This is a genomic window from Haloferax mucosum ATCC BAA-1512 (assembly GCF_000337815.1).
Lineage (GTDB): Archaea > Halobacteriota > Halobacteria > Halobacteriales > Haloferacaceae > Haloferax > Haloferax mucosum.
In genome coordinates this window covers 162,418-189,145 of record NZ_AOLN01000001.1, presented here as the reverse complement: position 1 = coordinate 189,145, position 26,728 = coordinate 162,418, and the positions used below count along the sequence as shown (strand labels likewise).

Here is a 26,728-nt window from a genome sequence, read left to right as displayed (position 1 = left end):
CGTCGCACTGGGGGGGCTTGAAATCGTGGGACGCGAACTGGCCCGTCTGAGAGTCAGTCGTCGAAGTCCGTATCGAACGCTTCGGGCGGCTGTCCGGCGGCGTCGAGCACTTCGTCGGAGATGAGAATCGGGCAATCGACCCGGATTGCGAGTGCGATGGCATCGCTGGGGCGCGCGTCGAAGACGAACGTCCGCGCCTCGCCATCGTGATACCGTTCGGCGTCAACTTTCGCGTAGAACGTGCCGTTCGAGAGGTCGTCGATGCGGATGCTATCTATCGCGCCCCCGAACTCAGTCACCATCTCGGCGAGCAAATCGTGCGTCAGCGGGCGTTCGAACTGTTCGCCGGAGAGACCGAGTTGGATCGCTTGGGCCTGGTCCGAGGTGATGACGATGGGTAAGAACTCGTCCCGAGCTTCGAGAACGACCGCGGGGACGTTCGACCCGTCTTCACCGACACCGACCCCGATACCGTGAACCACGGCACGGTGTTTCATGCTATGCAGTAGTCGCGGAGAGTACGAATAATTACCCCACAGCGAGACCGGGGTGCGTTACGCCCGACGCTGGCGCACGTACTGGAAAACCACGATTGCGAGGATGATGACCAGTCCGCCGGCGAAGAACGCCACTCCCGGCGGGATGGTCTGTGTCGCCGCGGGCGCGGCTTCCGAAGCCATCATCGTCACGTCGCCGCCGTCGGCGCTTCCCGTTTCGGCGGCCGGAAGGAACGCGCCGGGACCGCGGGTCGCAATCCACTGGACGAGCGCCGAGAGGAGACCCAAGACGGCGACGCCGCCGAGCAGGCTCGTCACCATACTCGCCAGTCCGGTTCGCGTCTCTTCGCCCGCCGCGACGACGACGAGCGGGCGGTCCGCGGGCGCGTAGACTTTCATCTCGCGGCCTTTCTCGGAGTAGACGGTATCGACGACTTCGATGAGGCCGGCGTCGTCGAGTTTTCCGAGGTGGTACTGGACGTTCTGTAGGGACGTGTCCACGCGCTCGGCGAGTTCGGCGGCGTTCGTCGGTTCTTCGTGGAGTTCAGCGAGCACGCGCCGGGCCGTCCCCGACGAGAGCGCCGAGAGGAGTTCCGACGCCTCGTCGTCGTCGAGTCCGATAACGCGAGGCGACGGCTCGTCGGCGGCGGAAGTGTCCGGTGCGGAGGGCAATAAACCGGCCATGAGAGGCGTTACTGCACGGGAGGATACAAACTTGTTGTCCGTCGCGTCGGTCGTGACCCCGAGGTATCACTCGCCCGCGCCGACGACCAACACCCGCAAATCGTTGACGTTCGTTCCCGTCGCGCCCGACCTGACGAGCGCGTCTGCGTCGCGGAGCTTCGGCAGTGCGTCGTTGTTCGCCAACGCGGCGCGCGCGGCGCGCTCAGAAACCGTGTCCGCATCGACGATTGCGCCAGCCACGTCGGTTCCACCGTCGCGGCCGTCGCTGTCGATGCTGGCGAGAACGGCGCGCGCAGGCAGTTCCGGCGCGGCGGCGAGGCAAAATTCGAGGTTCGGGCCGCCGGACCCGTCACCGCGGACGGTCACGGTACACTCGCCGCCGGAGAGAATCACTGCGGGCGCGTCGATTGGGTTCCCGGTCGCCACAACTTCTTCCACGACGGCGACGTGGGTTTTCGCCGCCTCTCGGGCCTCGCCGCGCACGCTAGACGAGAGTACGAGCGTGTCGTAGCCGCGGTCGCGGGCCACGTCGCGGGCGGCGTCGAGGGCCGTGAACGTGTCCGCGAGCACGTGGTTCGTGACGCGCTCGAACACCGAATCGCCGGGGGATGGCGTCTCCGGTCGTTCGCCGGCCGACCCGCGGGCGAGGTGGGTTCTCACCGCCCGCGGCACGTCGAGGTCGAACCGGTCGAGCACGTCGAGGGCGTCGTCGTAGGTCGTCTCGTCGGGCGCGGTCGGTCCCGAGGCGATGACGCCGAGGTCGTTTCCGACGACGTCCGAGAGGACGAGTCCGACAACCGTCGCGGGCGCGGCGAGTCTGGCGAGACCGCCGCCTTTGAGCGTCGAGAGGTGTTTCCTGACCGCGTTGAGGTCGTGAATTTCAGCTCCGCTTTCGAGGAGTCGGTCGGTCGTCTCCCGAAGGTCCGAAAGCGGGATGCCGTCGGCCGGTGCGGGGAGGACCGCGCTCGCACCACCGGTGACGGCGACGAGAACGAGCGTTCGTTCGTCGAGGTCCGAGAGGAGAGAGACGAGTCGAGTCGTGCTTTCGACGCCGCGGGCGGACGGAACCGGGTGGTCGCCGGGGAGACGTTCGATTCGATGTGCGTCGTCGTGCGCGGTCTCATCAGGGCGTCGTGGCGTCACGACGACACCGGCGTCGATTCGGTCGCCGAGGATAGATTCGAGCGCGTCCGCGATGCCGTCGGTCGCTTTCCCGCCGCCGACGACGAGGAGGCGGTCGTAGACCGAGAGGTCGTACGTCGCGTCTGCGACCGTGAGCGCGTCACCGTCGAGCGAAACCGACTCGTGGACGACTCGCTCCGGGAGAACGGCTTCGACGCCGGCCCGCAGGCAGTCGATTGCGGCCTCGTGGTCGGATGTCGGGGTTCGTGCGTCGAATCCCTGCATGATTCGTGGGAGATGCCGACACGGATAAAAGTCGTGGGCCGGTACACCCGGCGATGAACGATTCGTCGCCCGGCGAGGGCCACGTCCGCGTCGTCGGCACGGCCCACGTCTCGGCCGACAGCGTCCGTGAGGTCGAAGAGACCATCGAAGCGGAGCAACCGGACGTTGTCGCGGTCGAACTCGACGAAGGACGCTATCGTCAGTTGAAAGGCGGGTCCCCGGAAGATATCGAAGCGAGCGACCTCCTTCGCGGTAACACCGTCTTCCAATTTATCGCCTACTGGATGCTGTCGTACGTCCAAGCGCAGATGGGAGAAAAATTCGACGTACAGCCCGGTGCAGACATGCTCGCCGCGGTCGAGACCGCCGAGTCACACGGCATCGACGTGGCGCTCGTGGACCGAAATATTCAGACGACCATCCAACGCTTCTGGCGGCGGATGGGACTCGTCGAAAAGATGCAGATGGCCGGCGAGTTGCTGTTCGGCTTCGCGGACGCTCGCGGTGTCGGCGTCGTGTTCGGCATCGCCGCGGGCGTCGTTCTCGGCCCGCTCGTGGGTCTCTACGGCGGTGCTATCGGTATCACCGACCTCATCCTGACGCGAACTGCCACCGCCGCGGTCGTCGGTGCGGCCACCTCGTACATGCTCTATACGGTCGCGTCGTTCTATCTCGACGGTGACGACGCACTTCTTGCCGGTCTCAGCGGTGGTGCGGCGCTGGGTATCATCCTTAGTTTCGGTCTCGGTGTCGGAACCGGTCTCGTCACGCTGATTCTCAAGGACCTCGGCACCGCTATCGTCGGCAGTCTCGTCATCGGGATTCTCAGCGGCGTCGTCGTCGGCATCGTTGCCGGAACGCTACTGAACGTCCTCGGTCTGTTCGCCCCCACCGCGGAGGACCAAGACTACGAGGAATACGAGATGGCAGACCTCACCGACGGCGACGTTGTTTCCGCCATGATGGAGGAATTCCGTCGGTTCAGCCCCGGCGGCGCTGAGGCGCTCATCGACGAGCGCGACGCGTATATCGCGCACAAACTCATCGCGCTCCGGCAGTCGGGAGCCGACGTCGTCGCCGTCGTCGGCGCGGGTCACAAGGCCGGCATCGAAAACTACCTCCAGCAACCGGAGACGTTGCCGCCGATGGACTCGCTCGTCGGCGTCGCCGAGAAAGACGGCTTTCCGTGGGGCAAGCTAATCGGATTCGGCGTCACTGCAGTCTTCATCGGCTTTTTCATCCTCCTTGCGATGGCCGGCATCAGCAACGAGCGCCTCCTGACCATCTTCGGTGCGTGGTTTCTCATCAATGGTCTCTTCGCCGGTACGCTCGCCAAAGTCGCCGGGGCGCGCTGGAGCGGCGCGCTCGTCGGCGGTCTCGTCGCGTGGATGACTTCCATCAACCCACTTCTCGCACCTGGTTGGTTCACCGGCTACGTCGAACTTCGGCACACGCCCATCAACGTCGGCGACATCGGGACGCTCAACGAACTGCTCTCGGACGAGGAGACGCCGATTCCCGAACTCGTCGGGCAGATGCTCGACGTGCCGCTTTTCAAGCTCATCATGGTCGTCGCCATGACGAACATCGGGAGCATCATCGCAAGCTTCCTCTTCGTGACGTACGTCATTCCCGTCATCGCGGCCGACCTCGGCGGCGCGTCGGGCGTGGCGAATCTGATGTTCGAAGGCGCGCGTAACAGCGCCGACCTCATCTGGAGGACGTTCACGTGAACGTCACGTTCTCCTCGCGCGAACTCCGTGACCTCGTGGTCGCGTGGCTCGCGCTCGGACTCGCGTTCGCCATCTTCTTCGCCGGTGGCGGCAATCGCGCGCTCGCATTACTTCTGAACGGGTCGTTCGGTCTCGCGCTTATCGTGAGCCTGCTCACCGCCGGTGTCGGGTTCCTCCTCCACGAAGTCGCACACAAGGTCGTCGCTATCAGATTCGACCAGATAGCCGAGTTCCGCGCGGATTACGGCATGCTCGGAATCGCCGTCATGAGCGCGCTCATCGGCTTTATCTTCGCCGCGCCGGGCGCGGTCTACCACCGCGGAATGCTCACCGAGCGCGAACACGGTCTCATCGCTCTCGCCGGACCAGTGACGAACCTGCTTCTCCTCGTCGCGTTCGCGCCGGTGTACGTCGTTGGCCTGCTCGGCGGGTCCGAAGTAGTACAACTCGTCGGCGCGCGAGGACTGGTTATCAACGCCTTCCTCGCGGCGTTCAACATGCTTCCCTTCGGGTCGCTCGACGGCCGAACGGTCAAAGCGTGGAGCACGCCCGTCTTCGGGGGAGTTCTCGGCGTCTCGGTCGTTCTCACCGTCGCGCTTCTCTTGTTCGTCGGCATCTGAGCGCAGGAGCGTTCTTCTTGTCTCTCGGCGGGTCTCTCTTTTTGCGGACTCGAAACGACCAGCCCTCGACTGTCCGGAAAGGATGCTCCGACCAAGAGCCGCCGCTGTGGCGTGAGGGATGGTTCGGGAACGTGACGGGAACGTCGAAGTAGAAAAGTCGGGGAGGGCGTGTGAGTGGGTGAGTGAGTGAGTGAGCGTGGATACACGGAGGGACGAGGGCAATTGAGGACGATACAGGGTCGAGTGAATGAGTAAAAAAGTTGGGCAGGGAGGAGGGGTTGGGAGGGGTTGGGCAGGGAGGGCGATTAGATAGGGGGCGGGGAACCGGAGGGGAACGAGGGGCAGGTCGGTCGGGTGCGATTCGAGGAGTTGCGGGAGGTGACGCCACGTGTGGAGGGCCGGGACGTCTGCGGGTACCGAGACGAATCCGGGAGGGGCGTGCGTTGCAGTCGAGCGCGGTCCGCGTCGCGGTGTCGCCGTCGTCTCACTCCTGTCCGTGCCCGCGTCCGAGAGCGAGCATAGCCACGTGGAGGGCGATTAGACCGATGAACAGAGTGAATTGACCTGACTCGAAACCGCCCGCGAGCAGGGGCAGGTACACGAGGGGGAGCGCAACTGCCGACCAGAACGCGATGGTTTCGACTGGTTCGAAGGCGATGCGACCGAGCGTCGATGCAGAGTCCAGTGTGACCGAGTCGGACGTGGAGGGGATTCCGGACATCGTCACTTCTGCATAGAACGGGGACCATCATATAAGGGGTTGAGCGTTACCGTGAATTCGCATTCTTTTCGGACCCTTCAGGGACCTCCGACACCGAACGTTTCTCTTTAGTAACGTTTTACAAACGATTCAGAGAGTCCGAAAAGTTTTATAATCACTTCTCGTGGTTTTTCAGATAACCCGGCAATTATCTCTGGGTTGGCGTTGTGTCGCACACGAACCGGTGAGAATGTGCCGCAGAAGGCGGTGCAAAACGCCGCGCGCGTCGCGGTTTTGTGTCGGGTAACACGGAGGACGAAACTCGGCGCGCGAGCAGTGGAACGATACCCACAACCGAACATATGCGAGAACGTGGATGAATTGGACCCTGTGATTTTATATTTCGGCCTATCTCGTACACGAACATGACGAACGACGATTCCGAAGGGATGACCTACGCCGACGCGGGCGTCGATATCGAGGCGAGCGAGGCCGCGACGGCGGCGCTCGTCGCGCAGGTCGGCGGCGGGTCGGGCGACTACGCCGGACTGCTCGACATCGGCGACCGCTATCTCGGACTCGCAACCGATGGCGTGGGGACGAAGCTCCTCGTCGCAGAAGCCCTCGGCGACTACTCGACGGTCGGCATCGACTGTATCGCAATGAACGCGAACGACCTCGTCGCCGCGGGCGTCCGCCCGGTCGCCTTCGTTGATTACCTCGCGGTTGACAACCCGGATGAAACGTTCGCCGAACAGGTCGGACAGGGACTCGCCGCCGGTGCCGAAGCGGCCAACATCGAACTCGTCGGCGGCGAGACGGCCGTCATGCCCGAAGTCATCAACGGACTCGACCTCGCCGGAACCTGCGCCGGACTGTCGAAGAAAGACGCCATCTTCCCCGGCGAAGCGGACGTTGGCGACGTTCTCGTCGGGTTCCCGTCGTCTGGTATCCACTCGAACGGACTCACGCTGGCCCGAAAAGCCGCCACGTCAGACGGCGACTACGACGACACGTGGGACGGCGACGACTACGAGACCGTCGGCGAAGCGCTCCTCGAACCGACGCGTCTCTACACGTACCTGCTCGACGACCTCCGCGCGGCCGAGACGAACGCCGCGGCCCACATCACCGGCGGCGGGTGGACCAACCTCGAACGCATGGGCGAGTTCCACTACGCCATCGACGACGCCTTCGACCCGCACCCAATCTTCGAGTTCGTCCAGACCCGCGGCGGCGTCTCGGACGAAGAGATGCACAAGACGTTCAACATGGGAACCGGATTCGTCGCCGCAGTTCCCGAGTCGAACGCGAACGCGCTCGTCGAAGCCACCGACGGCCGCGTCATCGGTCGCGTCGAATCAGGTGACGGCGTCTCGATTCGCAGTCTCGATCTTAAATAGTCAGTCAGAACCTATTACATAAATTTCAAATAAGATTATATGTGTCGTTTTGCTATCGTGTCGTGTGATACGACCACCGACACCGACGGGAGCGCCGCTTCTCGGGCACACTGTCGGGTTTGCAACCGACCCCTTCGGCTTCGTCGCCGACCTCCTGACAGCACACGGGGTCGAGGATGCGGTCGGACTCGACGTGGTCGGGATGGGAGCGTTGTACGTCCTCGCACACCCCGACCACTTCGAACGAGCGCTCGTCACCGAACGCGACGCGGTGACCAAGGGACACGAGTTCGAAGCCGCGTTCGGTGACGCGACCATCTCGTCGGAGGGAACAGCGTGGCGGCGACAGCGGACCGAACTCGACCCGTTTTTTCGGTGGGAACAGATTAGCGAGTACGCACCCGAGATGCATCGGCAGGTCGAACGACGGCTTTCGACGTGGCCCGATTCGGGGACGCTCTCACTCGAAGCGGAGATGAAGGCGATGGCGCTAGACGTGGTCTTTGCGACTATCCTCGGCCGCGAACTCGACATTGGCGGCGACGAGCGAGTCCGTAGGGCCGCGGACGGTCTCAACGCCCGGTTCGCCCCCTCGTCGTGGGTACTTCCCGCGTGGATGCCGACACCGAGTCGCCGCCGGTTCGAGCGCGCACAGCGAACGCTTCGAGAGGAAGTGCGACGACTCGTCGAGACGGCGGACGACGAGAGCCTCACGAGACGCCTCGCCGACGCCCTCGGAATCGACGGCGAGTATCCGACGACGGTCGAGTCACTAGAGGACCAGCTTATCGGAATGATATTCGCCGGTCACGAGACGACGGCGCTGGCGCTCACGTTCACACTGTACGCGTTGGCGACGAATCCAGATGCACGTGAACGGGCTGTCGAGGAGGTAGACCGCGTCGTCGGCGAAGAGTCGATAACCGCCGAAACGCTCGGCCACTTACCCGTCCTCGAACGAGTAATAAAAGAGTCGCTCAGACTCTATCCGCCGATTCACACGATTCCGCGCGAGACGGCGAAACCGCTTTCGACCGGCGAGCGAACGGTTCCGGCGGGAGTCGATATCCACCTCTCGGTCATCCGTGTCCACCGCGACGAGCGCTGGTACGACGACCCGCTCTCGTTCGACCCGGAAAGGTGGACCGGCGACGGGGACCGACCGACGTACGCCTACCTCCCATTCGGTGCCGGGCCGCGGAGTTGCCTCGGGCGGTCCTTCGCGCTCACCGAGATGAAAATCGTGCTTGCGGCGGTTCTCCGGGAGTTCGAACTCGATTGGGGAACCGATGCACCGCTGGGGATTACGCCGGAGATGACGACGCAACCGAAGGGACCGACACCGCTCGTCGTTCGCCGACGTTAGATGTGTGCGGCGATGTCGGCTTCGGTGATGATACCGACCGTCTCGCCGCCCTCGACGACGATGATAGCCGAGTTGTGGTCGAGGTAGACACCGATTTCGTCGAGCGTCGTGTCGGGTTCGACCGTGGTGACGCCTTCCGACATCACCTCGTTCACCGGTCGGTCGGTGACGTTGTCTTCCTGTACGTGGCGGATGTCGGCGTTGGAGATGATGCCGAGCGGACGACCGTTTTCGATGACCGGCAACTGCGAGAACCCGGCGTCGAGCATGATGTCGCGCGCCTCGCGCACGGAGTGGTCGGGTTCGACGCTCCGGACCGTCGTGTTCATGATGTCTTCGGCGCGGACGATACGACCTTCAGCCTCGTCTAACGCCTCCACGATGCGGCGAAGCGTCGAGAGACGCGGGTCTACGTCACCGCCTTCGATGCGAGCGATGAGGGGTTGAGAGACACCCGCCATGTCGGCGAGTTTGCTTTGCGTCAGTTCTAACGAGTTCCGGCGTTCCCGGAGGTCCTGCGGCGTGGGGAGTTCCATGTCGTTGTGATAACCCATGGTTATGAAAAAGGTTTCTGGTCGCTTACCGTGCGGTGTGGTTCAGTGTCTGACCGGAAAATCGAGTGTCGTACCGGTGAGGACGCGGCGTGTCCCGGCCGGTGGCCGTCGGCTTCGGCTTACTGCTCTTCTTCTTCGTCGAACTCCATCACGTCGATGACGTCGAGGGGAACGTCACGGAGGGCACCGCCGACTTCGCTCTTTGCGATGCGAGAGGCGTGTTTCTCGCCGTCGGCGTTGAAAACCTTGATTTCGAGGAGCAGTCCGACGAGCGCGGTGTTGGCCGCGATGAACGCGGAGTCGAACGGTTCGCCGCAAGCGGGACACGGCGTCGCGCCGACTTCGACTTCGACGTACTCTTTGTCCTTCTGGTTGAGACGCTTGCCGGCTTCGCTGACTGCGACGCCGATTGCGTCGTCGATGTCCTCGACGTCCCGGACCAACCAGGCCGCCTCCATCGCTACGAGATAGTTGCTCATACATACGTTACGCGCCGGTGGGGTTTCGTGTCTTGTGGTTCGGCCGGCGGGTTGCCAGAGAGATGCATACTCACGGAGGCGGCGGTGATGAGACTGAACGTGCCAGCGAAGAGGAGCAATCCGAGAGAGACGGTAACAGACAGACAAACACCGTCGTCGATTCGGTCTCGATGGCCCGCCGACCACTGCGCACGTACTGCGCATGCCACCCTGATAATCGCCATAACTTATGCGAATCCCTTCGGAGAGTGACACGCGACGCCCTATCGAATCGCGTGCTCAGCCACCCAATAGTCATATTTTGAAAATCGCAAGACAGCGCCGGGTTCGTCTCACGGGCGTCGAAGAAAGACTTATATTGGGGGACCACCCGAGCCACGACTGAGGACACGGTAATGTTCCCCCGCTTGAAACACTACGGCCTATTCGCCGTCTACCAACTGTCGGTCGCCGCCGGCATTGCACTGCTCCCCATCGCGCTCGCCGCCCGCCGTATGGGTGTGACCCTCCCAGTCCAGCGTCTCGTTGAGACGACCGGGACAGCCTACGAACGCGCCGCAAGCCGGTAACACGGCGCATACAGGTGTTTTGTTCTTCGCATCGAGAGCGACGCGACACCGCGATGACGGGCGTCAGACAGCACAGCACCGGCAACGGCGAGGTGAAGGGTTGCATTTATCAGCGCCGAAGTGCAATCGCAGACAATGCGTACCCCGACTCACGACGAGTTCTCCGGCCGTCTCGACTCGCTCAACGGCGACCACTCGAACGTGTACGGCCCCGAACTCGGCGAGTTCCACCACGCCGAGCGTCGAGCCGACTCGCTCGGTGACAAAGAGACGAAGACCGGAACGACCACGGTCGGCATCAAGACGGACGAAGGCGTCGTCCTCGCAACTGACATGCGCGCGAGCCTCGGTCCGATGGTCTCCTCGAAGGACGTCCAGAAGGTCGAAGAGGTTCACCCGACTGGCGCGCTGACCATCGCTGGGTCGGTTTCCGCCGCCCAGTCGCTCATTAGCTCGCTCCGCGCCGAAGTGCGACTCTACGAGTCCCGCCGCGGCGAGGACATGAGCATGCAGGCGCTTTCGACGCTCGTCGGTAACTTCCTCCGCACCGGGGGCTTCTACATCGTCCAGCCCATCCTCGGCGGCGTTGACGACGACGGCGCACACATCTACAGCATCGACCCCGCAGGCTCCATCCTCGAAGAGGAGTACACCGTCACCGGTTCCGGGAGCCAGTATGCTCTCGGTGTGCTCGAACAGGAGTTCTCCGACGACCTGAGCATCGACGAGGCAAAGCAAGTCGCCACGAAGGCGATTCGCTCCGCGGTCGAACGCGACCTCGCGTCGGGCAACGGCATCAACATCGCCGTCGTCACCGACGAGGGCGTCGATATCCAGCGCCACCAGAACTTCGAAGGCCTCGAATAGGCACGCTCGTTTTCTATTCGTTTCCACCCGTCGCGTACCTGCGGGACTCGCGTTTCAGTCGCCGCTCCGTTTTCGACGTGGGTCACCGCTTCTGACCGCGTCCCGGCTCCCGCAATCGTCTCTCAGCCGTTTGCTTCCGGAAGCGGCCGAAGGAGACCGAACCAGACTCGGTAGACGGTCGCTCCGAGGAGGTGTCCGAGCGTGAAACTGTCGTTGAACGATTCGCTACGGGACGACAGCCGAACATCGACCGCCGTCGTCACGAGACTGGCGAAAAAACGACGCCGCCGACTCGTCCGAACCTGCCAGAAATCGCGGTCGTCCGCCCACAGGTGGCCGACCCCGCGGACCCCTCCCGCGACGAGTCCGACGAGAGACAAACGAGCGGGCGCGTGCTGTTCGTCTGCGCTGTCCTGACGTATCTTCCGGAGCAGGAGCATCCAGAGCGACGCGAAAAGCGAGAGGCCGAGTTGCACGAGCGCTGTCGTTCGACGGGTGACCATACTGCGCCTTAGTCGGGCGATTCAATAGTTGTTTCTTCGACAAAATGGTGGGAGGACAATCCGTGAGGTTCGTGCGGGTCGGTCCCGTTAGAACCAGTCCGCGAACGCGCCTTCGAGAAGCGTCTCTGACTGCTGTTCGACGTACTCACGTTGCATTTTGTGGAGCGCCATCTCGAAGTCGGCCCCGTCGTCGAGTGCGTCCTCGACGCGGGCGCGCTTCCAGTCTGCTGGCGTGACGCCCGTTTCGACGCGTTTCCGCAGGGGTTCGAGGTAGTAGTTCGCCTCTTGTTTCGAACACCCGGCGAGTCGGAGACCGTCGCGGGCGTGGACGAGCAGGTCCTCGTAGAGTTCCGCGCCCGACACTTCGTCGCCGTCGGCGTCGAGCCAGTAGATGTCGCCGTGGGGACCCTCGCGCATCGCCGTGTAGAAGTTCTTCTCGGCGGTCTCCCACGCGATGTCGATGCTGGGGTGGTCCTGCCGAGGCAGACGTTCCATGAGTCCCGCGAAGGCGGCTTGGAACGCCACGGAGTCGCGGACGGTTGGCTGGCCCGCGATGGGACGGAACTCGATGCGGGCGTTCGCCGAGGAGCGCGATGCCCCATCGAACACTGGTCGGACCCAACGCCAGTAGGTGCCGTGTTTGCGGCGGAGCGTAGCGAACGCGTCGTCGAATCGGTCGCCCCGCTCGACAGACATCGGAACCATCGTGGAGTCCGAAACCACACGGTCAACGGCGTCTTCGACGGTCGTGAGGTCACGTGGGAACATGACCTTCTCGTGGTCGCCGGAGTTGAGCACCGATTCGAAGACGGCGATGCGGTGTTCGTCCCAGCCGTCGTCGAGAATCTCCGCCGCCGTCGCCTCGTCGTCGTAGAGGTCCGCCGGGAAGAACGGCGAGTTGACACCGAGTGCGAGAAGCGGCCCGGCGATGCGGAGCGCGTAATTGAAGAAAAACGGCAGGTCGGCCGCGTGTGGTACCTGATAGTGCGGTTGAATCGACGTGATGAGCGCCTCGGGCATCACGGTGTCCGCTTCGAGAGAGACGTGCGGCGCTTCGAGAGTAAACGACGGCGGCGCAGTCGGGCCGTTAGCCATCGCGTGGTACCGAACCGAGTTGCTCATGTTCGTTGCGAGGCGGACGCCGTCGTCGGCGACGGAGTCGGTGAGGTACTCGGTGGCGCTCTCGCCGGCGGGGGGGATACTCCACATCCCGTCGGAGACGAGACGCATCCCCTCGGCGGCGGCGCAATCGAGCGCGGCGTCGAGGCGGGCGCGAACCTCGGACTCCTGTGCGCGAAGTCCGTGGGGGTTCAGCGGTTGCGGACTCGTCGTCATCTCGGCGTTGTGCAGTCCCAACTCCTTTTCGAAGCCCATGAGTCCGAGCAGTCGCCGTGGGACCCGCATAAGCGCGTGTACGTCGTCTTCGCTCGCGGACCATCGGCCGTCGGAGACGGCGTAAAACTCGTACTCCAACCCGACAATCGACTGGTGGTTGTCGAAGGTTCCCTCGCGCAGTTCGCGCTTGAGAACGTCGGCGTCGGCGTTCGCTTGTGCTTCGAACTCGGCCGCGTCGACCGCGAGCACGTCTTCAACGCGCTCTGCGAGGTCGTCGCTCATACCCGCCGTTCGAGCGGCAAGACTCTTGAACTTCCCGGCAAGGGAGTCGTTCGACAGCGAATCACACGCCCGACGACTGTCGAGACGCTTTTGCTCCGGGCGGCGATAGTCTGCGTCGATGGAGTTCGCCGAGTTCGCTTCCCGCGCCGCCGAAATCGAAGCCGAGAGCGCGGACCTCGCCGTCATCTCGCTGTTGGCTGACCTCTTTTGCGACGCGGACGACGACCTCCCGACGGTCGCCCGCTTCGTCCAAGGCCGCGTCTTTCCCGCGTGGGACTCGACCACACTCGATATCGGCCCGCGACTCTGCCACGAAGCAATCGCTCGCGCGGCCGGCACGAACGTCTCTGCCGACGACGTGGAAACCCGGCTCGCCGACCGCGGCGAAATCGGTGCCGTCGCCGCGAGTTACGACTTCGGCGGCCAACGCGGTCTTGCCGCGTTCGGCGCCGGCGGACGAGAGACTCTGACCGTCGCCGAAGTCGATTCCGAACTGCGCGCGCTCGCCGCCGCCTCGGGGTCCGGGAGCGAAGAAACCAAGCTCAAAACGCTCTACGGACTGTTCAACCGAACCGACTCCGACGAGGCGCGGTTCCTCGCGCGACTCGTCCTCTCCGAGATGCGTATCGGTGTCGGCGAAGGGACTGTCCGCGACGCAATCGCAGAGGCGTTCCTCGTCACCGACGCTGACGCCGCCGCAATCCGCGACGACGACGCGGATTCGGAGACCGAGACGGCCGCCCGTGACCGCCGCGACGAGGCTATCGCCGCCGTCGCCCGCGCGCTACAGGTCTCGAACGACTACGGCATGGTCGCCGAAGTGACCCGCGATGAGGCCGAGTCCGGTCTCGACGAGGTCCGCCTCGAAGTCGGCCGCCCCGTACAGGCGATGCTGGCGCAGGCGGGGACCGCCGCCGACGCGCTCGACGAGTGGGAAACCGCGGCGGTCGAGACGAAGTTCGACGGCGCGCGCGTGCAGGTCCACCGCGACGACGAGGGCGACGTGTCGTTGTTCTCGCGGAACATGGAGGACGTGACGGGCGCGCTTCCGGAAGTTGTCGAGTTCGTCGCGGACGCGGTTGACGAACCGGTCATCCTTGACGGCGAAGTGGTCGCCATGGACGACGACGGCGAACCGCTCCCGTTTCAGGAGATTTTGCGCCGGTTCCGCCGTAAACACGACGTGGGCCGAATGCGCGAGGAAGTCCGCGTCGAACTCCGGGCGTTCGACTGCCTGCACGCCGCCGGCGACGACCTCTTGAACGAACCGCTCACGACGCGACACGACCGACTGTCGACAGTCCTCGGGAGCGATTCGGACGCCGTATCCGACTTGCTTCTTACGGACGACCCCGACGAAATCGCCGCGTACGAATCCGACGCGCTCGAATCCGGCCACGAGGGGATTATGCTGAAAAATCCCGAAGCGACCTACTCGCCGGGCGACCGCGGGAAACACTGGCTGAAGCGAAAACCCGACGTGGAGACGTTAGACCTCGTGGTGACGGGCGCGGAGTGGGGCGAAGGCCGTCGCGCGAAGTATCTCGGCACGTTCCTGCTTTCGGCCCGCGTCGAATCTGAGTCGGACGACGATGAGTTCGAAACCATCGGTAAGGTTGCGACCGGCATCACAGACGAAGAGTTAGTCGAACTGACCGAACTGCTCGAACCCGAAATCGAGCGTGAATCGGGCAAAGAGGTCGATATTCGCCCGTCTGTCGTCTTCGAAGTCGGCTACGAGGAGATTCAGGCGTCGCCGACGTACTCGTCGGGGTACGCGCTTCGGTTCCCGCGGTTCGTCTCCGTGCGGGCGGACAAGACCGCTGACACGGCGGATTCGCTGACGCGCGTGGAGCGACTCGCCGAGTCGCAGTAGGGTGAAACGAACGGACTCACAGTCGCAGTAGTCGTGTTTTTCAGTCGGCAGGGCCTCTCACCAGCTATGACCATCGCACACGACGGCCTCGACGTTTCGTGGCTCGGCTACGCCACCGTCCGCATCGAGTCGCCCGACGGTTTCGTCGTCTACTTCGACCCCGGCCGCTACGGCGTCCTCGACGACTATTACGCCCGCGACGGCGACCTGATTCTCGTCACGCACGACCACCACTACGACTCTGATGCCATCGAGCAGGTCGCAAACTCGGATGCGACCGTCGTCGCCTTCGAGGGCGTCGATGCCGCGAACATCGACCGCGACGTGGTTCCCGTCGAAGACCTGCCGTACGAAACGATTCGCGTCGGCGAGGAGGACTTTCTCACCGTCGGTGAAGTTGACGTGTGGTCACTCCCGGCCTTCAACGACCCCGACGGGTCTCACCTGCGGGAGAACGGCGAGCCGTACCATCCGCGCGGACTCGGCTGTGCGTACCGCATCTCGATTGGTGACCGGTCGGTCTTCTGGCCGGGCGATTCGGACGTGCTCGAAGGGTTCCGCCACCTCGAAGTCTCGCTGTTCCTCGCCAACATCGGTGGGTCGGTCGTGATGGACCGTCACGAAGCCGCCGACCTCGCGGACGTGCTCGACCCCGACCTCGTGTTGCCCGTCCACTACGACACCATCCCGGTTCTCGAAGCCGACGAGGAGGCGTTCGTCGTAGACGTGGCGAAACGCGGGATTCCGGTCGTCCTCGACGACCCGACACAGCTCTGAACCGTTCTCAAAACGGTGTAATCGGACAGAACGATTTTCTTTCGTCAGGCCATCACTTGGAGTATGGACCTCGACTACGGCATGCTCGACGGCCGACGTCCCTACTACCGCTTCGGCGACGCCGACGCCGACCCGGTTTTCGTGCTTCCCGGTCTCTCCGACGCGTTCCAGCGAACCGCTCCGAGCCGCGGGACTGCGATGGTTCTGAGCGGTCTGTTCCGTGAGTTCTCCGACCGCGACGTCTGGGTCGTCGGCCGCTCGCAACACCTGCCGGTCGGCACGTCCACCCGCGACATGGCCGCCGGCTACGCCACCGTCATCGACGAACACGACCTGTGGCCGGTGGACGTTATCGGCGTCTCGATGGGCGGTCTCGTCGCACAGTACCTCGCCGCCGATTACGGCGATTACGTCGATTCCGTGGCGCTCGTCTCGGCCGCGACTCGACTCGGTGGCCACGGCGAAAACGCACTGCGGCGCTGGCGGAACTTGGCCGGCAAAGGAAAGTGGGCCGAGGCCGTCGCCGAGATGGAGCGCGAAGCCGCCACCGGCTACGAACAGAAACTCGCGCCGACGTTCCTCGGACTCGCCGGGCGGTTCGTGGACTTCAGACCCGTCGTTCCTGCGGATGCGGTCGTCTCCTGTACCGCCTGTCTCGAACACGATTCGCGCGACGTGCTGGACGGTATCGACGCGCCGACGCTCGTCGCCGCGGGCGACGCCGACCGACTATTCCCGGTCCCGCGACTCCGCGAGACCAAAGCCGGCATCGACGACGGGACCCTCGCGCTGTTCAAGGGCGTCGGTCACGACCTCGCAGTGAGCGAGCCGCGAGAGCTAAACGGCATCGTCAGACGGTTTTTCGACGGGTTCCGCGGTGACGGACTGTATCCCTAACCTCAAAAGAAACACCGAATCGAGCCGAAAGCGGGACGAACCGACCGCTCGTTCGCCGGGTCAGCCGCCTCAGATGATACCCATCTCGTCGAGACGGGTCGGGAGGTACTCTTCTGTCACGAAGTCGAGACCGCGGGCCGCGAGCGCCTGCTGTTCGGCCTTCTTGCCGATGTCGAGTTGGAGTTCGATTTGCTCTTTCCAGTAGTCGGTCATAAAGCGCGGGTCTTCGAGTTCGGACTGGAGCGCGTTGATGTCCGAATCCGCGAGCGGGTCTGTCGGCAGGTCGTAGTCCACGATGTCCTGTGGCTGGATGCCGACGAACTTCGCTTCGGGCGTCGCAAGGTACTCCGAGAGGTGCGCCGATTTGATAGAGCCGTAGGCGACAGAGCCGAAAATGCGGTAGGACCACGGGTCACCGTCTGTGAAGACGACGACCGGCAGGTCGAGTTCGTCGTGGAGGCGCTTCGTGATACGACGGGTCGCACGCGCCGGTTGGCCCTTCAGGTGGACGACGAGAACGTTGTACTCGTCGTCGAAGCCGTTTTCGACCAACCGGTCGCGCATCCCACCGGTCTCGACACAGAGCACGAAGTCGATGTCGTGGTCGAGGAACTCTATCGTATCCGGGTTGTTCGGAATCTGGTACCCGCCCTCGCCGACGTCCATCTGACAGTGGATGTCGCGTTCGCCGCGGCGCGTCTGCTCGCGGAGTTCGAGCGGTCCCATGAGCGTCGCACCGGACTCCTCGGGGCGCATGTGGAAGTCCTCGCGGGTGACCTCCGAGACGATTTCGAGGTCTTCGATGAGTTGGTTCGATTCGTCCTGTCCCGTGAAGTGCGCCTCCTCTGCGTCCCACGATTCGGAGAGATAGTAGAGTTCACGCAGGGTAGACGACCGGTCTTCTTCGAGTTGCCGCGCGAGGAACTCGATGGTGTAGGCGGCCTTCAGAAGCTTTCGCGCGCCGCGGACGCTGTTGGCCGAGCGCGTCGAGGTTCGGTCGCCGTAGACCCAGACGTTCGAGTCTTCGTCGTACTCGATGTTGCTTTTCGTCCGCGTCGGGAGCGTCATCTCCGGAATCTCCCCCGCGTCGAACTGGTCGTAAAACTCCGCCGCGAGGTCGATGAGTCGTTCGCGGGCGACTTCTTCGGGCGTTTTCGAGTCGGATGCCATTATACGTTCACCGTGAGTTTCTCAGTCTCGACGCCGTCCACGTTGATGTCGAACGACGCGTCCTGTGCGACCGAATACGTGAGTGTCGCCGTCTCGCCGGACGACACCTCGGGGTTCCACTTGACGAACCACTCGCCGTCGAGGTCAACGACGGACGCTTCGCCGTTGAGTCCCTGCGGTTCGGCGGAGACAATATCCGTGATATCGGGCGACTCGTTGGTGCTCGAATAGTTCTTCACCGTGAGTGTGACCGACCCGTCTTCGACGGTTCGTTCGATACTTACGTTGTTCATGATGCGAGCGAGCGCGCCGTCGATGTTCGGTTCGTTTCGCTCGGTGACCTCCGAGAGCTTCGTCGCCATCTGCGGGAGGATGCGGCCGAGTACGTCCTGTTTCTTGCGGCGTTTCTGGAGCGACCGGCGCTTCGAAAGGTAGGATTTGAGTTCGCGGGCCGCCTCGCGGATTGCGAGTTCGACCTCGTCTTGAATCGCCGGAACGTCGGCGAGTGCGTCCTTGGACTCGCTCGTGAACGGAACGTTCGTGGACGCGACGTGAACCATCAACACCGCCGGACCGCTCGGCATGCCACTTCCGCCCGGTTGGTCGAGGTTGTAGTTTCGCCAGCCGATATCCTTGACGACGTGCGTGATAGTACACGCGCCCTGCTGGTAGACGAGGGGGACGCGGTTGGCAAACCGGAGCAGGTCGATGCTCCCCTCGGATTTGAGTTCGCCGCCGTAGGCAATTCCGGCTTCGACGATGAACGGGTCGCCGCCGTGAACTTCGGCGTCACGGGTCGCGGCCGCGTAGAAATCGGCGTCGAACTCCTTTTTCAGGCCCGCTTCGACGAGTTCTGCAGAGATTGGCGATAGGCAATCGGTCGGCGGCGCGAGGATGTCCGTCTCGCGCATCGCGTCGAGCAGGTCGCGGGCGAGGTCGCGGTCGTCCGCTACGTCGCGGACGTTGGGGACGTCGTCGCCGACGGTTCGCATGCGCGACCAGATGGCATCGACGATCTTCTCGCGGGCCGTCTCGCCGTAGGTCTCGTCTTCGCGTTCTTTGGTTCGCTCGGCGGCCCACGAGACGAACTCCGCGATGTCACCGCGGGGCGCGCGGTCTGCCGGACCGGTCGTCTCGGCGAACTGCGTGGCGATAGACCGCGCCATCGACAGTTTCCCGGCGTCGTCTTTCTGCGTGGTCGTCACGTCGTCGATGATGGCGTACACGTCGTCCTCGCGGTCGTCGGTGAGAACGGGCCACAGCGCTTCTACGACGTTCGACTGGACGGTATCGCCGAACGACGTGTCGGTCTCGTCGCCGACCGATTCGGAGACGTTGCCGACGATGGTGAGCAGTTCCTCGTGTGCGATTCGGTCCTTGCCGACGACAGTCTCGACCAGTTCCTCGGCGAACGCCGCCGTGGCGTCTTTGCCCTTGTTGGCGACGGCGTCTTCGACGACCGCGACGAGTTCGTCGGCGTCGGTCGAAGCGGGCGTTCGCCACGTCATCTCGCGGCCGAAGTGCCGGTCGCGGAAGGCGTCGTGAATCTTACTGGAAGTCTTCGAACCGACCCGTGTGAACTCCTCTTGGAGAAATCCGGAGATAGAGTACGATTCGGTCGCCGTGAGCATCTTCAAGAGCGTCCCGAGCTCGACGCCGTGAGGATGCGGGCGGATTTCGGTCGTCTGTTCCGGGAGTTGGTCGGTCGCCCGCTCGAACTTCAGCGGTTCGTCGAGTCCGGGTTCGCGGAGTTCGAGTCGCGCGTGTGGGTTCACGACCGCGGTGTGGAGAATGTAGTCGTGAAGTTGCTGGCGTGCGCGCATGTTCGCTTCCATCTCCAACTCGATTCGCGTTCCGTGGGGGCGGTCCCACGAGGTCGTCTTCTCCGTGCGAATCTCGGGTTCGTTCTGGTCCGTGTTGATGACGAGTTCGAAGTACTCGGCGTCTTCTGCGCCCTGTGTGCGACTCGTCACCTTCGCGGGCTTTCCGCTCGTCAGTTGCGAGTAGAGGACGGCCGCTGAGATACCGATACCCTGCTGGCCACGGGACTGTTCGCGTGCGTGGAAGCGAGAACCGTAGAGGAGCTTCCCGAACACTTTGGGCAACTGTTCTTTCGTGATGCCCGGCCCGTTGTCTTCGATAACGAGGCGGTAGTAGTCGCCCGCCTCGGCGATTTCCACGTAGATGTCGGGCTGGATGCCCGCTTCCTCCGTGGCGTCGAGCGCGTTGTCAACCGCCTCTTTGACGGCGGTGACCAACCCGCGGGCTCCGCTGTCGAAGCCCAGCATGTGCTTGTTCTTCTCGAAGAACTCGGCGATGGAGATCTCCCGCTGGCCCTTGGCCAACTCCTCTGCGATCCCCGGCTCGTCACCGAGTGTCGACTGGAACGACGTCATTTCCTGTTCCGCATCTACCCAGTCCCACGTTAAGTACCCACCGGCACCAGAGTGGAAGTGAAACCGGGTTTCCTGAGGCGTGAGTACTGCTACCAACAGATGTGGCGAGTGTGAATGACACCGACACGCGCGGGTTTTTAGGTAAACGCCGAGACCGCCAGACTGCGCTCAAGTCGCAAAGCAGGGCTTCAGTAGGTAGTTCGCGCCCGCGCGTGAGAGCCTTTAAGGGACGGGCTATCCTAGGCCACTTCAGATGTCACAGGATAACGAGTACGGGGCCGGGCAGATTCAGGTCCTCGAAGGGCTGGAAGCCGTTCGAAAGCGTCCGGCGATGTACATCGGGTCCACCGATTCTCGCGGACTCCACCACCTCGTCTACGAAGTTGTCGATAACTCTATCGACGAAGCGCTTGCGGGGTATTGCGACGCTATCGAAGTGGCCCTCCACGAAGATGGTTCAGTCAGCGTCACGGACAACGGACGCGGGATTCCGGTAGATACGCACGAACAGTACGACCGACCCGCACTGGAGGTCATCATGACCGTCCTCCACGCGGGCGGGAAGTTCGACAACAAGTCCTACCAAGTGTCCGGCGGTCTCCACGGTGTCGGCGTCTCCGTCGTCAACGCGCTCTCGCAGAAACTCGAAGTCGAAGTCAAGCGCGACGGGGCAGTTTGGACGCACCGCTTCGAACACGGCGAGCCGAAGCCGGATCAGTTCCAGCGCATCCGCGACCTCGAACCCGACGAAGACACCGGGACGACAATCCGGTTCTGGCCGGAAGGCGAAATCTTCGAGACCACCGAATTCCAGTTCAAGACGCTCGAAAACCGTCTCCGCGAACTCGCGTTCCTCAACTCCGGCGTCGAAATCACGCTCACCGACGAGCGCACCGACGGATCGAGCACGTTCCTCTTCGAGGGCGGTATCCGCGAGTTCGTCGAGTACCTCAACGAGACGAAGACGGCGCTCCACGACGAGATCATCTACTACGAGGACGAAGCGGAGAACATCGAAGTCGAAATCGCCATGCAGGCGACCGACGAACTGCAAGGCTCTATTCACGCCTTCGCCAACAACATCAACACCCGAGAAGGGGGAACCCACCTGACCGGGTTCAAGACCGCGTTGACCCGCGTCATCAACGATTACGCGCGGAGCAACAATCTGCTCGACGACCTCGACTCGCTGAAAGGCGAAGACATTCGTGAAGGTCTCACCGCGGTCATCTCGATCAAACACCCCGACCCGCAGTTCGAGGGCCAAACGAAGACGAAACTCGGCAACAGCGAAGTCCGCGGTATCGTCGAGTCGATCACCCACGAACAGCTCGGGACGTTCTTCGAAGAGAACCCCGGAACGGCACAAGCAATCGTCATGAAGGCCGTCGAAGCGGCGAAGGCTCGCCGCGCCGCGAAGAAGGCCGAAGAACTCACACGCCGAAAGTCGGCGCTCGAATCGACGGCGCTCCCCGGAAAACTCGCCGACTGTCAGAGTCGTGACCCCACGAAGTCCGAACTGTTCGTCGTGGAGGGCGACTCCGCGGGTGGCTCTGCGAAGCAGGGCCGAGACCGGAAATTCCAAGCGATTCTCCCCATCAAAGGGAAGATTCTGAACGTCGAGAAACACCGTCTCGACCGCATCCTCGAAAACGACGAGGTTCGGGCGCTCATCACTGCCATCGGTGCGGGTATCGGCGACGAGTTCGACATCGACGAGGCGCGCTACCAGCGCATCATTCTGATGACCGACGCCGACGTCGACGGGGCACACATCCGGACGTTGCTTTTGACGCTTCTCTACCGGCACATGCGTCCCCTCATCGAAGCGGGCTACGTGTACGCGGCCCAACCGCCGCTGTACCGCGTTCGCTACCGCGGCAACACCTACGACGCGATGACCGAATCGGACCGCGACCGCATCGTCGAAGAAAAGTGCAACGGCAACCCCACGCAGGTCCAGCGGTTCAAGGGTCTCGGCGAGATGAATCCCGACCAGTTGTGGGAGACGACGATGAACCCCGAAAATCGCGTCCTCAAGCGCATCACGGTCGAGGACGCCGCCGCGGCCGACCGCATGTTTAGCATCCTGATGGGCGACGCCGTCGAACCGCGAAAGCAGTTCATCAAAGACCACGCGACAGACGCCGAGTGGGTGGATATCTAATATGAGTTCTGAGACACCAGATGCATTCGAACCGGGCGCGGGTATCGCGGCCGAAATCAAGAACGCACGCATCGAAGACGAGATGGAACAGTCGTACATCGACTACGCGATGTCGGTCATCGCGGGTCGCGCACTCCCCGACGTGCGCGACGGTCTCAAGCCGGTTCACCGGCGCATCCTCTATGCGATGGACCAAGCCGGCGTGACCGCCCACTCGTCGCACCGCAAGTCCTCGTCCATCGTGGGCGAGACGATGGGAGACTACCACCCGCACGGTGACTCCGCCATCTACGACGCCCTCGCGCGCATGGCGCAGGACTTCTCGATGCGCTACCCCCTCGTGGATGGACAGGGGAACTTCGGGTCCGTTGACGGTGACCCGCCAGCCGCGATGCGGTACACGGAAGCGCGGATGGCCCCAATCGCCGAGGAACTCCTCGAAGATATCGACAAGGACACCGTCGATTTCCAATCGAACTACGACGACCGCAAGCAGGAACCGACAGTCCTGCCGTCGTCGTTCCCGAACCTACTCGTCAACGGGTCGTCCGGTATCGCGGTTGGGATGTCCACGAACATCCCGCCGCACAACCTCGGAGAAGTCATCGACGCGACCGTCGAACTCATCGAGAACCCCGACGCGACCGTTTCGGACCTGATGGAACACGTCAAGGGTCCGGACTTCCCGACCGGCGCGAACATCGTCGGCCGCAACGCGGTCCACAAGGCGTACAAGACGGGTCGCGGTCGCGTCCGCGTCCGCGCCGACTACGAGGTCGAAGAAGAGGAAGGCCGCATCGTCATCAACGAACTCCCGTATCAGGAGAACAAGGCCCGCCTCATAGAGCGCATCGCCGACGACGTCAACGCCGGCAAAATCGAGGGTATCCGCGACATCCGCGACGAGTCCGACCGCGACGGTATCCGCGTCGTCATCGAACTCAAGCGCGGCGCGATAGCCGAGGTTGTCAAGAACCAACTGCTCGACAACCACCTCGAATCGACCTTCGGCGTCATCAACCTCGCGCTCGTTGACGGCCAACCGCAGGTCCTCACACTCAAAGAGACGCTTCAGCACTACCTCGACCACCGCCGCGACGTGGTTCGGCGGCGCTCCGAGTACGAACTCACCGAGGCCGAAGACCGCGCGCATATCCTCGAAGGCCGGCTGAAGGCCCTCGAACACATCGACGACGTGGTCGAGACGATTCGGAATTCCGAGAGCCGTGACGACGCGAAGGCCGCACTCCGTGGGGAAGTGACCGTCGAGGTTGACGGCGAACCCCTCCCGGCCTTCGGCTTCTCGGAGGACCAAGCGAATCACATCGTTTCGATGCAACTCGGTTCGCTCACCTCGATGGAAGCGGCCGAAATCGAAGACGAGTACGATGACGTCCAAGACACCATCGAGCGTCTCGAAACCATTCTCGGCGACCAGTCGGAACTCGACGCAGTCATCGAGGAGGAACTCCTCGAAATCAAAGACCAGTACGCGGACGAACGCCGCACGTCCTTCGTCGCCAACACCGGCGAGGTCACGCGCGCCGACCTCATTCCCGAAGAAGACGTGGTCGTCGTCGTCAGCGAAGACGACTACATCAAGCGCATGCCGGTTTCGCAGTTCCGCGCCCAACACCGCGGCGGCAAGGGCATCATCGGGACCGACCTCAAGGAAGGCGACAACGTCTCGTCGGTGTTCGTCACGAACACGCACGACGACCTGTTGTGTTTCACCAACCACGGACAGGTCTACCAACTCAAAGCCTACCAGGTGCCCGAGATGTCGCGGACGGCCCGCGGCAAGTCGGCTGTCAATCTCCTCGACTTCGACGACGGCGAGGAGATCACCGCCGTCGTCAACTGCGACGACCTCGAAGAGATAGACGGCTACCTGACGATGGTGACGCGAGACGGCTACATCAAGCGCACCAGCGTCGATAAGTTCCAGAACATCCTCTCGACCGGTATCATCGCCACCAAACTCGACGAGGGCGACGAACTGGCCGATGTGGAGGTTACAGACGGCACCCGAGACCTCGTTATCGGCACCGAACAGGGCATGTCAATCCGGTTCGACGAAGACGAGGTTCGTGCCATGGGTCGCTCCGCACGCGGTGTCCGCGGCATCAACCTCACCGGTGACGACGTGGTTGCCGGTGTCGCCGCCATCGACGAGACCCACCACAGTTGGGTGCTTACCGTCACCGAAAACGGCTACGGAAAACGGACCGACCTCGACGCGTACCGCGCGCAGTCGCGCAACGGGAAGGGCCTCATCGACATCAAGACGAACGAGCGAAACGGGCCGGTGTGCGCTATCAACACCGTCGGCGAAGGCGACCACCTCGTCGTCATGTCCGACGAAGGCCAGATTCTCCGGACCCCCGTCGAAGACATCTCGACGGTCGGCCGCAACACGATGGGCGTCATCGTCATGGACATCGAATCGGGCGACGCCGTCGCGTCAGTCGATGTGATTCCGGCCGCGATGAGCGAAGACGAAAACGAACTGGACGACGAAACGTCGGAAAACGCGCTTGCCGACGGCGAGTCGGCTGACGACGAATCGACCGAACGCGCCAACGAGTCGGCTGACGAGATTCCGGCTGACGACGAGTAGTTTCCTCGCCGACTCTGCGTCGGTTCGGCCGGTTACGGCGGCGTACAGTCCGCCAAAGACGAACACGGTAGCGACGAACCCCGGTGGTGCTGAGCGCGACCCATTCGGCGGCCGTCCGACGCGAAACCGTGAATCGTTCGAGGAGCACCGACGACGCCGGCTCGGTGGGGGGGTTTTCGGGGTTTGCCTAGAGGTTTCCCGCCGGTCGGTGGTATCGACGGCGGTATCGCTGTCGCTCTCGCGGGCGAAGTCGGCTGGAGAACCCGCCATCGAACGGTATCGTCAGAACAGACAACTGAATCCTCGGGTCGCGTTCCCGCGGGAGCTACTCGTCAACCGTCGCCGGTTCGGTCGTCAGGTCGTACGTGTAGTGTCGGGGTTTACGGTCCCGAAGCCACTCGCGCAACGGCTCGACCCGCGGCCGGTAGGTGAGCGCCGACCCGAGTTCTGAAAGCGGCAGAAACTCCGCTTGCTCGATTTCGTCGTCGGGGTCGCACGGAGCCGGTTCGACCGGGTCGCCCTGTTCGGTCGCGTGATAGAACCGCTGGAGGTAGATTCGCCGGTCAGGGCCGCGAATCTCGCTCGTGAACGCGAGCGACTGAATCTCCACGTCGAGACCGGTCTCCTCTGCGGCCTCGCGGGCGGCCGTTTCGGAGAAGAACTCCCCGGGTTCTGACCCACCTTTCGGGAGACCCCAGCGGTCTTTCTCGTACACCGCGAGTACCGACTCGTCCCGAAGCACGACGACTCCGGCGGCCAAATCGTGCGGCGCGGGTGCCTCTCTCGGAGTTGCCATCAGAGGATACGCTTTCCGAAGGCGCTGGCGGCGAGTTCGGTTGCGAGCGTGGCCGTCTCGTTGTGTTCGTCGAGGATGGGGTTGACCTCGACGAGTTCGAGCGAACGCATCGCTCCCGACTCTGCAACGAGTTCCATCGCGGTGTGGGCCTCGCGGTACGTCGCACCGCCGCGGACGGGCGTCCCGACCCCGGGAGCCTCGCGGGGGTCGAGCCAGTCGAGGTCGAGACTGACGTGGACGCCGTCGGTGCCGCTCGTCGCCACGTCGAGCGCGTCGAGAGTGACGTCGGTGATGCCTCGTTCGTCGATATCAGACATCGTGTAGGCGGTAACGTCGCTGTCGTGAATCGCCGCGGTCTCGTTTTCGTCGACGTCACGGAGACCGACGATAGCGACGTTTTCTTCCTTCAAGCGCGGCGCGTTCGCCCACTTGACACCTTCGAAGTCGCCGATACCGAGCGCGGCGGCAAGCGGCATGCCGTGGACGTTTCCGGACGGCGAGGTCTCGGGCGTGTTGAAGTCGCCGTGGGCGTCGAACCAAACGACGCCGATGTCGGCGTCGCGGGCGCTTCCGACCATCGAGCCGATTGCAATCGAGTGGTCACCGCCGAGGACGAGCGGGGTGACGCCATCCGAAATCGCGTCGGAGACGGCGTCCGCGAGGGTCGTCGTGACCTCTTCGACTTCGTTGATGTGCTTTGCGTTCGCCGCGCCCGCATCCGCATCACGCGTTGCGAGGTGTGGGACCGTGAGGTCCCCCGCATCCGATGGCGAGACGTCGGCGGCTTCGAGTTGTTTCGTGAGTCCACCGTACCGAATCGCAGAAGGTCCCATATCCACACCGCGCCGATTCGCCCCGTAGTCCGTCGGGGTGCCGATAATTCGGACAGATTTCGCCATGATTCTACTCACAGATACCGGCGGTTTACCTCCACCGGTTAGTCGCCGGGCGTAGGGCAACGGAAGAAACAAATCGCTTCCCGAGACGACACCGGGGACAGCACCGAAGGTGTCTCCGAGAGAGAGAGCAG

Annotated in this window: 23 protein-coding genes; 11 read left to right on the top strand and 12 right to left on the bottom strand. The window is 63.3% G+C overall.

All coding sequences use genetic code 11. The annotated features are described in order from the left end of the window. Positions 1–53: 53 nt before the first annotated feature. The 3 genes from C440_RS00880 to C440_RS00870 all read right to left on the bottom strand — a co-directional run bounded on the left by C440_RS00880 (position 54) and on the right by C440_RS00870 (position 2,588). On the bottom strand, positions 54–497 hold the full coding sequence (locus C440_RS00880) for a bifunctional nuclease family protein (RefSeq protein ID WP_008317339.1): 444 nt from the start codon (positions 495–497) through the stop codon (positions 54–56). A 57-nt stretch (positions 498–554) separates the two neighbouring features. Further along, complete coding sequence (locus tag C440_RS00875) at positions 555–1,181, bottom strand: ArsR/SmtB family transcription factor (protein WP_008317337.1); 627 nt, start codon at positions 1,179–1,181, stop codon at positions 555–557. A 66-nt stretch (positions 1,182–1,247) separates the two neighbouring features. Next, entirely contained in the window at positions 1,248–2,588 is a 1,341-nt protein-coding gene (locus C440_RS00870; RefSeq protein ID WP_008317336.1) for a glycerate kinase type-2 family protein, read from the bottom strand. Between the two features lie 53 nt (positions 2,589–2,641). Here C440_RS00870 and C440_RS00865 point away from each other — a divergent pair, with 53 nt between their 5' ends. Continuing rightward, complete coding sequence (locus C440_RS00865) at positions 2,642–4,321, top strand: TraB/GumN family protein (RefSeq protein ID WP_008317335.1); 1,680 nt, start codon at positions 2,642–2,644, stop codon at positions 4,319–4,321. Then, a complete protein-coding gene (locus C440_RS00860; RefSeq protein ID WP_008317334.1) occupies positions 4,318–4,941 on the top strand; it encodes a zinc metalloprotease in 624 nt (207 codons plus the stop codon). Before C440_RS00865 ends, C440_RS00860 begins: the two co-directional genes overlap by 4 nt. 484 nt (positions 4,942–5,425) lie before the next feature. Here C440_RS00860 and C440_RS00855 read toward each other — a convergent pair whose 3' ends face one another. Next, positions 5,426–5,662, bottom strand: coding sequence for a hypothetical protein (locus C440_RS00855; protein WP_008317333.1), 237 nt, complete (start codon positions 5,660–5,662; stop codon positions 5,426–5,428). A gap of 404 nt (positions 5,663–6,066) precedes the next feature. On the opposite strand from C440_RS00855, the gene purM reads away from it, so the two are divergent. Further along, positions 6,067–7,044, top strand: a complete 978-nt coding sequence (purM, locus tag C440_RS00850; protein WP_008317332.1) for a phosphoribosylformylglycinamidine cyclo-ligase — start codon at positions 6,067–6,069, stop codon at positions 7,042–7,044. 64 nt (positions 7,045–7,108) lie between these two features. After that, a complete protein-coding gene (locus C440_RS00845; protein WP_008317331.1) occupies positions 7,109–8,410 on the top strand; it encodes a cytochrome P450 in 1,302 nt (433 codons plus the stop codon). Here the strand turns inward: C440_RS00845 and C440_RS00840 are convergent. Both C440_RS00840 and C440_RS00835 read right to left on the bottom strand, forming a co-directional pair. After that, positions 8,407–8,946 (bottom strand): CBS domain-containing protein, encoded by a 540-nt coding sequence (locus C440_RS00840; protein WP_008317330.1) that lies wholly within the window; start codon positions 8,944–8,946, stop codon positions 8,407–8,409. The two genes, C440_RS00845 and C440_RS00840, sit on opposite strands and share 4 nt — an antisense overlap. A 137-nt stretch (positions 8,947–9,083) precedes the next feature. Continuing rightward, positions 9,084–9,443, bottom strand: a complete 360-nt coding sequence (locus tag C440_RS00835; RefSeq protein WP_008317329.1) for a DUF555 domain-containing protein — start codon at positions 9,441–9,443, stop codon at positions 9,084–9,086. A 395-nt stretch (positions 9,444–9,838) separates the two neighbouring features. On the opposite strand from C440_RS00835, the gene C440_RS17605 reads away from it, so the two are divergent. Further along, positions 9,839–10,012, top strand: coding sequence for a hypothetical protein (locus tag C440_RS17605; protein ID WP_008317328.1), 174 nt, complete (start codon positions 9,839–9,841; stop codon positions 10,010–10,012). 135 nt (positions 10,013–10,147) lie between these two features. After that, positions 10,148–10,879 carry an archaeal proteasome endopeptidase complex subunit beta gene (gene psmB, locus C440_RS00830; protein ID WP_008317322.1) on the top strand — a complete coding sequence of 244 codons (732 nt, stop codon included), beginning with the start codon at positions 10,148–10,150 and terminating at the stop codon, positions 10,877–10,879. A gap of 122 nt (positions 10,880–11,001) precedes the next feature. On the opposite strand, the gene C440_RS00825 is transcribed toward psmB, so the two are convergent. Both C440_RS00825 and C440_RS00820 read right to left on the bottom strand, forming a co-directional pair. Then, positions 11,002–11,382 carry a hypothetical protein gene (locus C440_RS00825; protein WP_008317320.1) on the bottom strand — a complete coding sequence of 127 codons (381 nt, stop codon included), beginning with the start codon at positions 11,380–11,382 and terminating at the stop codon, positions 11,002–11,004. 87 nt (positions 11,383–11,469) lie between these two features. Next, the gene (locus tag C440_RS00820) at positions 11,470–12,999 is read right to left on the bottom strand and encodes a hypothetical protein (RefSeq protein ID WP_008317319.1); all 1,530 of its coding nucleotides are present in this window, start codon (positions 12,997–12,999) and stop codon (positions 11,470–11,472) included. Positions 13,000–13,117: 118 nt separating this feature from the next. On the opposite strand from C440_RS00820, the gene ligA reads away from it, so the two are divergent. From ligA to C440_RS00805, 3 genes are all read left to right on the top strand, one after another. Beyond that, the gene (gene ligA, locus C440_RS00815) at positions 13,118–14,875 is read left to right on the top strand and encodes an ATP-dependent DNA ligase LigA (protein WP_008317318.1); all 1,758 of its coding nucleotides are present in this window, start codon (positions 13,118–13,120) and stop codon (positions 14,873–14,875) included. A gap of 66 nt (positions 14,876–14,941) precedes the next feature. After that, complete coding sequence (locus C440_RS00810) at positions 14,942–15,652, top strand: MBL fold metallo-hydrolase (RefSeq protein WP_008317315.1); 711 nt, start codon at positions 14,942–14,944, stop codon at positions 15,650–15,652. Between the two features lie 63 nt (positions 15,653–15,715). Then, on the top strand, positions 15,716–16,549 hold the full coding sequence (locus C440_RS00805) for an alpha/beta fold hydrolase (RefSeq protein WP_008317314.1): 834 nt from the start codon (positions 15,716–15,718) through the stop codon (positions 16,547–16,549). A gap of 69 nt (positions 16,550–16,618) precedes the next feature. On the opposite strand, the gene C440_RS00800 is transcribed toward C440_RS00805, so the two are convergent. Continuing rightward, positions 16,619–17,719, bottom strand: a complete 1,101-nt coding sequence (locus tag C440_RS00800; RefSeq protein ID WP_008317312.1) for a DNA topoisomerase IV subunit A — start codon at positions 17,717–17,719, stop codon at positions 16,619–16,621. Continuing rightward, positions 17,719–20,115 carry a DNA topoisomerase VI subunit B gene (locus C440_RS00795; protein WP_008317308.1) on the bottom strand — a complete coding sequence of 799 codons (2,397 nt, stop codon included), beginning with the start codon at positions 20,113–20,115 and terminating at the stop codon, positions 17,719–17,721. The genes C440_RS00800 and C440_RS00795 overlap by 1 nt, the downstream gene beginning before the upstream one ends. 253 nt (positions 20,116–20,368) lie before the next feature. Between C440_RS00795 and gyrB the strand changes: the two genes are divergently transcribed. After that, a complete protein-coding gene (gene gyrB, locus C440_RS00790; RefSeq protein ID WP_008317301.1) occupies positions 20,369–22,282 on the top strand; it encodes a DNA topoisomerase (ATP-hydrolyzing) subunit B in 1,914 nt (637 codons plus the stop codon). A gap of 1 nt (position 22,283) precedes the next feature. Then, positions 22,284–24,902, top strand: a complete 2,619-nt coding sequence (gyrA, locus tag C440_RS00785) for a DNA gyrase subunit A (RefSeq protein WP_008317300.1) — start codon at positions 22,284–22,286, stop codon at positions 24,900–24,902. A 325-nt stretch (positions 24,903–25,227) separates the two neighbouring features. Here the strand turns inward: gyrA and C440_RS00780 are convergent, their stop codons facing one another. Beyond that, on the bottom strand, positions 25,228–25,698 hold the full coding sequence (locus C440_RS00780) for an NUDIX domain-containing protein (RefSeq protein ID WP_008317298.1): 471 nt from the start codon (positions 25,696–25,698) through the stop codon (positions 25,228–25,230). After that, positions 25,698–26,597, bottom strand: coding sequence for an arginase (gene rocF / locus C440_RS00775; protein WP_008317297.1), 900 nt, complete (start codon positions 26,595–26,597; stop codon positions 25,698–25,700). The genes C440_RS00780 and rocF overlap by 1 nt, the downstream gene beginning before the upstream one ends. Positions 26,598–26,728 lie beyond the last annotated feature (131 nt).

Bases quoted from the DNA above. Each gene is read 5' to 3' on its own strand.
- C440_RS17605 (WP_008317328.1), top strand. From the start codon at position 9,839: ATGTTCCCCCGCTTGAAACACTACGGCCTATTCGCCGTCTACCAACTG.
- C440_RS00820 (WP_008317319.1), bottom strand. From the start codon at position 12,999: ATGAGCGACGACCTCGCAGAGCGCGTTGAAGACGTGCTCGCGGTCGAC.
- C440_RS00825 (WP_008317320.1), bottom strand. From the start codon at position 11,382: ATGGTCACCCGTCGAACGACAGCGCTCGTGCAACTCGGCCTCTCGCTT.
- psmB (WP_008317322.1), top strand. From the start codon at position 10,148: ATGCGTACCCCGACTCACGACGAGTTCTCCGGCCGTCTCGACTCGCTC.
- C440_RS00855 (WP_008317333.1), bottom strand. From the start codon at position 5,662: ATGTCCGGAATCCCCTCCACGTCCGACTCGGTCACACTGGACTCTGCA.
- gyrA (WP_008317300.1), top strand. From the start codon at position 22,284: ATGAGTTCTGAGACACCAGATGCATTCGAACCGGGCGCGGGTATCGCG.
- C440_RS00835 (WP_008317329.1), bottom strand. From the start codon at position 9,443: ATGAGCAACTATCTCGTAGCGATGGAGGCGGCCTGGTTGGTCCGGGAC.
- C440_RS00805 (WP_008317314.1), top strand. From the start codon at position 15,716: ATGGACCTCGACTACGGCATGCTCGACGGCCGACGTCCCTACTACCGC.
- C440_RS00800 (WP_008317312.1), bottom strand. From the start codon at position 17,719: ATGGCATCCGACTCGAAAACGCCCGAAGAAGTCGCCCGCGAACGACTC.
- C440_RS00865 (WP_008317335.1), top strand. From the start codon at position 2,642: ATGAACGATTCGTCGCCCGGCGAGGGCCACGTCCGCGTCGTCGGCACG.
- C440_RS00840 (WP_008317330.1), bottom strand. From the start codon at position 8,946: ATGGAACTCCCCACGCCGCAGGACCTCCGGGAACGCCGGAACTCGTTA.
- C440_RS00880 (WP_008317339.1), bottom strand. From the start codon at position 497: ATGAAACACCGTGCCGTGGTTCACGGTATCGGGGTCGGTGTCGGTGAA.
- ligA (WP_008317318.1), top strand. From the start codon at position 13,118: ATGGAGTTCGCCGAGTTCGCTTCCCGCGCCGCCGAAATCGAAGCCGAG.
- C440_RS00810 (WP_008317315.1), top strand. From the start codon at position 14,942: ATGACCATCGCACACGACGGCCTCGACGTTTCGTGGCTCGGCTACGCC.
- rocF (WP_008317297.1), bottom strand. From the start codon at position 26,597: ATGGCGAAATCTGTCCGAATTATCGGCACCCCGACGGACTACGGGGCG.
- C440_RS00870 (WP_008317336.1), bottom strand. From the start codon at position 2,588: ATGCAGGGATTCGACGCACGAACCCCGACATCCGACCACGAGGCCGCA.
- C440_RS00780 (WP_008317298.1), bottom strand. From the start codon at position 25,698: ATGGCAACTCCGAGAGAGGCACCCGCGCCGCACGATTTGGCCGCCGGA.
- C440_RS00795 (WP_008317308.1), bottom strand. From the start codon at position 20,115: ATGACGTCGTTCCAGTCGACACTCGGTGACGAGCCGGGGATCGCAGAG.
- C440_RS00875 (WP_008317337.1), bottom strand. From the start codon at position 1,181: ATGGCCGGTTTATTGCCCTCCGCACCGGACACTTCCGCCGCCGACGAG.
- gyrB (WP_008317301.1), top strand. From the start codon at position 20,369: ATGTCACAGGATAACGAGTACGGGGCCGGGCAGATTCAGGTCCTCGAA.
- purM (WP_008317332.1), top strand. From the start codon at position 6,067: ATGACGAACGACGATTCCGAAGGGATGACCTACGCCGACGCGGGCGTC.